This is a genomic window from Streptomyces beigongshangae, from assembly GCF_019710745.1.
Classification (GTDB): Bacteria; Actinomycetota; Actinomycetes; order Streptomycetales; family Streptomycetaceae; genus Streptomyces; species Streptomyces beigongshangae.
The window spans coordinates 1-7,663 of record NZ_JAHKJW010000121.1 but is presented as its reverse complement, the minus strand read 5'-3'; the positions used below and the strand labels follow the sequence as shown (position 1 = coordinate 7,663).

Below are 7,663 nucleotides of genomic sequence, written 5' to 3'. Positions count from 1 at the left end.
CAGTACCGCAGCAACCTGATCAACGGATGCCTCGCCGAAACCGGACTCACCTTGACGGCACCACGGCGACAACGTCAGTAGAGGTGTCCATTACGGAACACCGACCTCCTGCTGCCAGACGTAGGGAAGGGATACGCTCCCTGTGCGAAACTCGACAAGCTGATACGCGATATGTGGCTTGCCTAGTGAACCGACGGCAGGTGCCACCTGGCGCAACCTCGCCATCGGAGTCCTCCGACTCGCCGGCCGCCACGGCATCGCCGCCGCCCTCAGACGAAACGCCCGCGACGCCACCCGGCTACTGCGCATCCTGGACATTCCATGATCAGAAAACGGTCGTACCCGCTTCACGCCGAGGCCCTGGCCAGGACCGCTCACGCGGTCTGGGTCAACGCCGTTCGATGCCCTGTTCTGGGGTGGCCATGCAGCGACTACGACTCGTCAGATGGAGCCTCTCGCCTGAGAAATTGTTCCAATTCGTCCCGAGTCACTTCGACTAAAACCAGGGTGTCACCCTCCTCGTTGCGCACCTCGACCCGAGGTGGTGGTCGGCGTCGGCGAAGCCTGTCGGCGAGGGAGAACAGGGCATCAACCAACCCGACCACACCGGCACAGATACCAAACACGGTCACGGGATCGAAGCGGCTGCGCCCTTCATCGGTTACCTCAAGCCCTTCAGAGATTGCGTCGAGATCTTCCTTGATGTCTGTGCCGTGCGGTACGACGAGTTCCAGCAGAACCCGATTATCAGTCATGAAAGGCTCCCTTCCGGAGCGGAGCGCGTATGGGCCACGCCAGTGACAGGGGACGGCTTTCCGAGATAGGAGAAGGCGGCCCAGTCATCCAGTTCAAGTCGCTCGGCGAGTTGACGTTGGGTGGCGTGCACAGCAAGAGCGGGTTCCTCTTGGCGAAGGAGCCTGCTGTACAGCGACGTCATGAAGGCCGCACCAGTCTTATCGCGGACGGCCCAGCGGCTGCCGATAACGGCGCCTGCGCCGGCGCGGAGAAGGCTGCCAGTGAGGCCCGAGCAGTCGTTGGTGATACCGAAACTGGTGAGGGCACTGGAACAGGCAGAGAGAGTCACGGTCACCCCCGGGGTGAGGCCTGTACTCAGTAGGTCTTCGGCGGTCACACGGTGCCGGTCCTGATCAGTGCGGCCTCGAAGCCGCAGTGAGGACTGAAGAGGTGCAACCGGGTTGAAGTCGGCGTGACAGGCGAAGTGGATGTGCGTCCATGCCTCGGTGAGTGCTTGCAATACGTCGCGTTTACTGGCGCACTCTGCTCTGAGAACATGCACGCTGCCCGACCACATTTCTTCGATGGCTTGGACCTCCTGGGCAGCACTGGGCAGCACTGGGCAGATCAGCGTCCGGGTACGAGACGATAAGCAGCCTGGGATTCAATTCAGCAGGGCGTACAGGCAACTCAGCGGCGAGTGGTATCGATGGCACGTACGAGACCTTGAATTCCTCTCCGAGACATCGACTGCCGTCGATGGGCAGTGCCTCGAACGGAATACGGCTGAGGAGCCCTCCCGTGCTGATCGCCAACTTTTCGATGTGGTGATCCGCGAGCGGCCCCATCACCGGCGCCACGAGCGTCCGGAAGAGGCGGGGAAGGACCCGGCGGAACATGCGCATGCGGAAGGTGAGGGAGTCGGCTTTGCTGTGGAGATCACCCAGATCATCGAACAGATCCGCCCCGTAGCCCCAGTCGAGTCCGGTGGTGCGCCACTCGTCGCCCTCGCGCCAGACCAGGAACGCCAGGACAGTTCCGTTCGAGACGGTGAGACTCAGGAAGCCCAACCCCGGAGCGAATGATCCCGGGGACATGACATGAAGCTGACCAAGAACGTCGACCATGACGTCGCGAATGCCTGTGAGACCGCCGACTGCCGGATAGTACGTGCCGGTACGGCGAACCAAGTCGGCCAAGTTCTGCAGGTCGATTTCACGACGTGCGGTGCGAACGGTTGCGGCGCGCAGGGTTTCGGAGGCATTGAGGGCGTCCTCATGCCGCCCAGCGCGAGCGTAGGACCGGGCGAGGCGGTGGTAGCCGGTGGCACACTGGTCGCCGATCTGCCCGACCGTGGTCTCGTCGAGTGCGAGGGCAAGCCGCCTGCTGATGGCTACGGCCGCCAGTTCGTACAGACGCAGCGCATCCTCGTGATGTCCGCGGGCCTCGTTCTCCATGCCACGCGCCAGGAGATGCTCCCACGCCTTCTCGTCCGGCAGTCCTCTCAGCAGACGTTCGGGGTGCCTGATAGGTGCACCTGGTGGTGCAGGGTTTCCATGCAGTCCCGCCAGGACCGTACGCGCACGCCGCTGCTTATCCCTGATGTCACTGACCAATCTCCAGTAGACACCGAACCGTTCAATGCACTTGATGGCGGCAGTGTAATGCTGAAGTGATTCCTTGAGATATTCCTCACGGGCCGGTTCGGTAGAAAGGAGGTCTGCCGTGAGGAAGTGGACTCTGGCAATATGCTTGTGCTTTTCCTGGAAACCGGGAGTGACCTCGTACCCAGACAAGGCCAGCTCTGCGTGGTGGAGGCCGAGGTGTCGGAGGAGTTCCCCACCCTGGGTGGCGACGTGAACCCATAGATTCGGTTGGCATATCAAGCTGAACGCAGCCATCGCTACATTATGGTCCAGCCAAGCACGCTGGTCCGGTGGTGCTGAATTGGCCAGGCGGAGATAGATCTTCAATTCCTTCACGCCGGCGGATGGTTCGCGCGTCAGTTTGTGGTAGGAGCCAAAGAGAAGACCAGCCATGTTCTCCATCACAAGCCCGTCGCCGTCGTAGCAGCCGCTGTCGGCGAGTCGTTCGGCGAACAGTGCGAGCGGCAGGGCCTGGCGGACGCCTTCGGGACGGCCGGCAGCCAGACGGGCCTCGTAGTGGATGCGCCTCACGTCTGCCTCCACGTTTTCCCCCCAGGCGTGCGACCCGGAAGTCGCTTCCCTGAAGGTTAAGGGAAGTCTCCCCTCAAGCTCGGCGGAAAGAACGAATGATCGTTTCGACAGGCAGTGGGGACACCGCGGATGACTGCCGAATCCGTCGATCACATGCTCGAACGAGTTATCGCAATCAGCGCAGAGTCCCAGGATGCGGTGGAGGTGCCGCACAGGGGTCAACTCTGAGCCGTCTCTAAGGCAGGGCAGACCAAGCTGGAATTCGAGCGCCGCAAGCGTCGGGTTCAACCTCGATACTGTCGCGCAGGATGGGCAACGTAGATATATCTGGGCATCCAGTGACAGGAGTGACCGGACCGGCTCAGCCATATACGTCATGGGGAGTTGCTGCCGGTATCCGGGCAAGAGACTCAGCCAAGCCGTTAGCTGCTTCAGTGCGACGGAAAGTCCCTCGGGCGGATTCGAAAATTCCGTCGAGTTCACGTAACACCCCCTTTGTACCCGTACCCTTCCTCCCCAAGACAGCATCCGGGCCAAACCAGCCGAGGGGTAAAACCTCTATCGATATTGATTTGAAACGCTTTGGGTTCAGGCTCGTTGATCGTGCGTGAGTGATCTGGTGGGGGATGCGTGGACCTGGTCGCCGGACGCGCAGGAGCTGTGCGGTTGCTTGCGGTGTCCGCGCTGATGGAGGGTCGGGATCGGACAGAGGTTGCGACCTTGTTCAGGGTGTCGGTCAGGACCGTGGACAACTGGTGGACGAGGTGACAGACCAGTGGCCGGGACGTGCTGCTGTCCCGTCCGCGCGGCCGCCGGGTGGGCGAGCATCAGGTTCTGTCCCAGGCCGAGCAGGCCGCCGTTCGGCAGGCCGTCCTCGATCACACCCCTTCGGCCTGGGGCTTTCCGGTCAGCTGGGGACACGGGCCCTGATAGGTGAGTTGATCTTCAAGCTGTATCGGGTCCGCTTCACCGGGCCAGGTGTGGGCAAGTACCTCAAACGCTGGGGGCTGACGTTCCAGCGTCCGGACAAGCGGGCCGTCGAGCAGGATCCGGAAGCGGTCCGCGTCCGGCACAAGGAGACCTGGCCGACGATCCGGGCCCGAGCGAGGGCGGACAACGGTGAAGTCCTCTTCGCCGACCAGGTCGGGGTCCGCTCGGACCAGGTCACCGGCCGCATCTGGGGCGAGCGGGGACGGACTCCGGTCGTCCGCCGCACCGGGAACCGGTTCTCCGTGAACGCGATGTCCGCGATCAGCACGAAGGGCCGGATGCACTTCATGGTCTTCACCGAGTCGTTCGACGCGAAGGTCATGTGCCGCTTCCTGGACCGGCTTGCCGGGCACTTCGACCGCAGGATCCACCTAATCATCGACCGGCACTCGGCCCACCGCTCGAAGACCGTCCGGACCTGGCTCGCCGAGCACGAGGACGAGATCGAGCTGCACTTCCTGCCCTCGTACTCACCCGAGCTGAACCCGGACGAACTGGTCAACGCCGATCTCAAGCGCAGCCTGCCCCACACTCACCGGGCCAGGAAGGCGCTTCGGCGACACCGACAGGGCTCCGTGCTGGGATGATCCGAGAATCATCAGCTTCACCCCTGGGCCGCAGCGCAGCAGGTGAGGCAGCACGCCTCCACGCAGGTGACGTCCCTTCATCCAACCACAACGGGTGCCGCCGGATCGGGACTTGAACGGAATCGCTCTTGGCCTACCCGAAAGGCGGACCACATGATGTTGCGCCTTCACCCTGGCGCCCAGCAGACCCGACAACTCCAATCCCGACAACCGACTTGCCTAATGAACAGCCAGGAAGTGCCAGGTGTCCGGCGCATACGTGGAATCCGTCTCCCGGTGCGTCCGGGGCGAAAGATTGCCGCGTTCCGACGCCGTGGGTGCCGTTTTGGGTCCATCCTNCCGACGCCGTGGGTGCCGTTTTGGGTCCATCCTGGGAGCGCCGACGGGGGGACGGATGAGACAGGGCGATGCGGTCATTCTGGGCGTGGGCAGCTTCCGCACCCACGTGCCGGAGGGCGAGGAGATGCCGGTCGGGGCGCTGACCTGGCCTCCGCTGGAGTTCGTGGAGTCGGTGGTGCCGCGTGTCCAGGCCGCACTGGGCCGGCTCGGCTACCGCGTGCGCTGCCACATCGACCCCGTGCAGGACGACTTGCGTGATGCCCTGCAGTCGGCCGGAGCCGGCGTCGCGGGCGGGCACCGTATCGTGCACGTGATCTCGCACGGCCGGGCGGACGCCGACCGTAAACGCCTGGACATGGTGCCCGCCGACGGGCAGATCGGCCGCGACACCAACGTCGCCGGCTGGATCTCCGACAGCGACACCGAGCAGCGGCCTTCGCTGTTCCTGGTCGACCTGTGCGGCTCGGGCGTTGCCGCCCGGCTGCCGTCCCTGGTGTACGAGGCCGGGCAGCAGACCTACGCGTGGGTCGTCGCCGCCTGCGACGGCCGGGAGGAGGCTTACGACGGCCAGTTCAGTGCTGCGGTCGCCGATGTCCTGGACGATCTCGCCGAAACCGGCCTGGGCAGCGATCCCTCCCAGGAGTTCGTCGACTTCCACCTCGTGGCCCGGCACATCGGCATGCGCCTGGAAGCCGGGGGCGACCGCGGGCAGACGGTGCGCGCCACCCTGATGGACCCCAGTGCTCCCACTCCGCGGCTGCCGTTCTTCCCCAACCCCGCCCACTCCGGGTTCGTCACCGACCCCGTCCGCTCCCGGCGGGCCCACCTGGACCCGCCGGTGCGGGACTTCCTGGAAGAAGTCGACCCGGTCGACGTGCGGCACTTCACCGACCGGCCCGGGCGCCACTTCACCGGCCGCCGCAGCCACCTGCGCCTGCTTGCCCCGTGGCTGGATGACCCCGGCGCCGCCCGTCTGTGCGTGGTCACCGGCAGTCCCGGCAGCGGCAAGTCCGCCCTGCTCGGCGCCCTGGTGTGCGCTGCCCATCCGCAGCTTGCCGAACAGGCTGCCCACATCCGCGAACGCCTGCCCGGCGCCTGCCGGCCCGCCTTCCACGAACACCTGGCCGCTGTCCAGGCCCGCCAGCGCACCCTGTCCGACGTCCTGGCCGCCCTCGCCCGCCAGCTCCACCTGCCCAAACCTACTGACCAGTGGACAACCGACACGTTCATGGACGCCCTGCGGGCCCTGCCAGAGCCGCCCGCCCTTGTAGTTGACGCCCTCGACGAAGCCATCGACCCCAGCCACGTCACACAAGGCCTGCTGCTGCCCCTGACCGGTGCCTGCCGCCCGGGCGGACGGCCGTTGTGCCGGGTCCTGCTCGGCATGCGGCCATGGGAACAGTTCGCCCAGCTCGCCGCCCGCGCCCAGAGCACCGGCCTACTCATCGACCTGGACCAGTCCCCCAGAGCCGAGCTGGAAGAAGATCTGGCCGTATACCTCGACGACGTGCTAACCCACATCGACGGCTACCGCACCGGCCCCGCCCGCCCAGTCCGGGAGCACCTCGCCCGCACCGCAGCCACCCGCCTCGCCCGCACCGCACAACAAGGCGAACAATGGGGCGAGTTTCTGGTCGCCTCGGTGTTCACCAGCTACCTCGCCTCCACCCCGGCAGCCCAAGACACCGGCGCCGCGCAGCGCCTGGGCGACAGCGTGCCGGTCACCCTGCCGGGCGTCTTCGAACTCGACCTCATCTCACGCCCCACCCCCGCCACCGCCCGCGCCCTCCTGGTCGCCATCGCCCACGCCAAAGGCAACGGCATCCCCGCCGAACTCGCCTACCCCCTCGCCCGCGCCCTCCGTCCCGCCGCCGACCACACGTGCTTCCCGCAGATCCTCAACGAATCCATGTTCTACCTACGCACCCACATCGACACCGACGGCACCACCCTCTACCGCCCCTTCCACCAGGGCCTCGCCGACCACCTCCGCGCCCACCCCTACCGCCGCACCCCCGAACGTGCTCCCCACGCACCGCACAACGGCCTGCCGGCAGCACAACTCGTCCTCGACACCCTCCTCACCCCCCGCACGCAGGCCGACCGCATCGTCTGGGCCAACGCCACCCCCTACCTGCTCCGCCATGCCATCCAGCACGCCACCGACACCGAGAACACCGACACTCTGATCACAGACGCCGAATTTCTGGTGCATGCTCATCCCTCCACCCTCACCGCAGCACTTTCCACCGCCGCCACACAGGAGGCGGCCCTGGCTGCCGCCGTCTACCGCACCTCCTTACGTGCGCACCGCAACACCCACCCAGAAACCCGGCGCTTCATCCTCGCCCTCGATGCCGCTCGCTACGGAGCCACCCATCTCCAGCAGCAACTCACCCACCCCCTCTCCGAAGACATCTGGCGTCCGCGCTGGGCGACAGGCGGCACCCTGACTACAGCGCTTCACAACACGTTTACCGACGACACCGGGTGGGTGTTTAGGGTGGCGTGCACTGTGCTGGATGGCCGACCCGTCGCCGTCACCGGCAGCCACGACGGTGACGGCGGCGTGGTGCAGGTGTGGGATTTGACCTCTGGTGAACCCCTCGGCCGCCCTTTCGCCGACGACACTGGACGGGTGACCGCGGTGGCGTGCACTGTGCTGGACGGCCGGCCCGTCGCCGTCACCGGCAGCTACGACGGCGACGACGGCGGCGCAGTGCGGGTGTGGGACCTGACCCCCGGTTACTCCTCCGGTCGCCCCCTTGCCGGTCGCACCGGGCCGGTGTACGCGGTGGCGTGCACTGTGCTGGACGGCCGGCCCATCGTCGTCGC

At 65.8% G+C, this 7,663-nt stretch carries 5 protein-coding genes and 1 pseudogene; 4 read left to right on the top strand and 2 right to left on the bottom strand.

The features are described from left to right. Positions 1-178 precede the first annotated feature (178 nt). Positions 179-325 carry a hypothetical protein gene (locus KM933_RS38015; protein WP_221361912.1) on the top strand — a complete coding sequence of 49 codons (147 nt, stop codon included), beginning with the start codon at positions 179-181 and terminating at the stop codon, positions 323-325. Between the two features lie 106 nt (positions 326-431). On the opposite strand, the gene KM933_RS38010 is transcribed toward KM933_RS38015, so the two are convergent. Beyond that, positions 432-755 carry a hypothetical protein gene (locus tag KM933_RS38010; protein ID WP_221361901.1) on the bottom strand — a complete coding sequence of 108 codons (324 nt, stop codon included), beginning with the start codon at positions 753-755 and terminating at the stop codon, positions 432-434. After that, a pseudogene (locus KM933_RS40810) lies at positions 752-1,583 on the bottom strand (CHAT domain-containing protein). Before KM933_RS40810 ends, KM933_RS38010 begins: the two are co-directional and overlap by 4 nt. 2,016 nt (positions 1,584-3,599) lie before the next feature. Between KM933_RS40810 and KM933_RS40515 the strand changes: the two are divergent. The 3 genes from KM933_RS40515 to KM933_RS37990 form a co-directional block, all read left to right on the top strand. Continuing rightward, positions 3,600-3,680 (top strand): hypothetical protein, encoded by an 81-nt coding sequence (locus tag KM933_RS40515; RefSeq protein WP_347355175.1) that lies wholly within the window; start codon positions 3,600-3,602, stop codon positions 3,678-3,680. Between the two features lie 170 nt (positions 3,681-3,850). Continuing rightward, positions 3,851-4,489 carry an IS630 family transposase gene (locus KM933_RS37995; RefSeq protein ID WP_260334808.1) on the top strand — a complete coding sequence of 213 codons (639 nt, stop codon included), beginning with the start codon at positions 3,851-3,853 and terminating at the stop codon, positions 4,487-4,489. A 394-nt stretch (positions 4,490-4,883) separates the two neighbouring features. Continuing rightward, positions 4,884-7,663: P-loop domain-containing protein (locus tag KM933_RS37990; protein ID WP_488269393.1), on the top strand; the 2,780-nt coding region annotated here is incomplete at its 3' end.

Coding starts and splice junctions, on each gene's coding strand:
- KM933_RS38010 (WP_221361901.1), bottom strand. CDS start 755: ATGACTGATAATCGGGTTCTGCTGGAACTCGTCGTACCGCACGGCACA.
- KM933_RS40515 (WP_347355175.1), top strand. CDS start 3,600: ATGGAGGGTCGGGATCGGACAGAGGTTGCGACCTTGTTCAGGGTGTCG.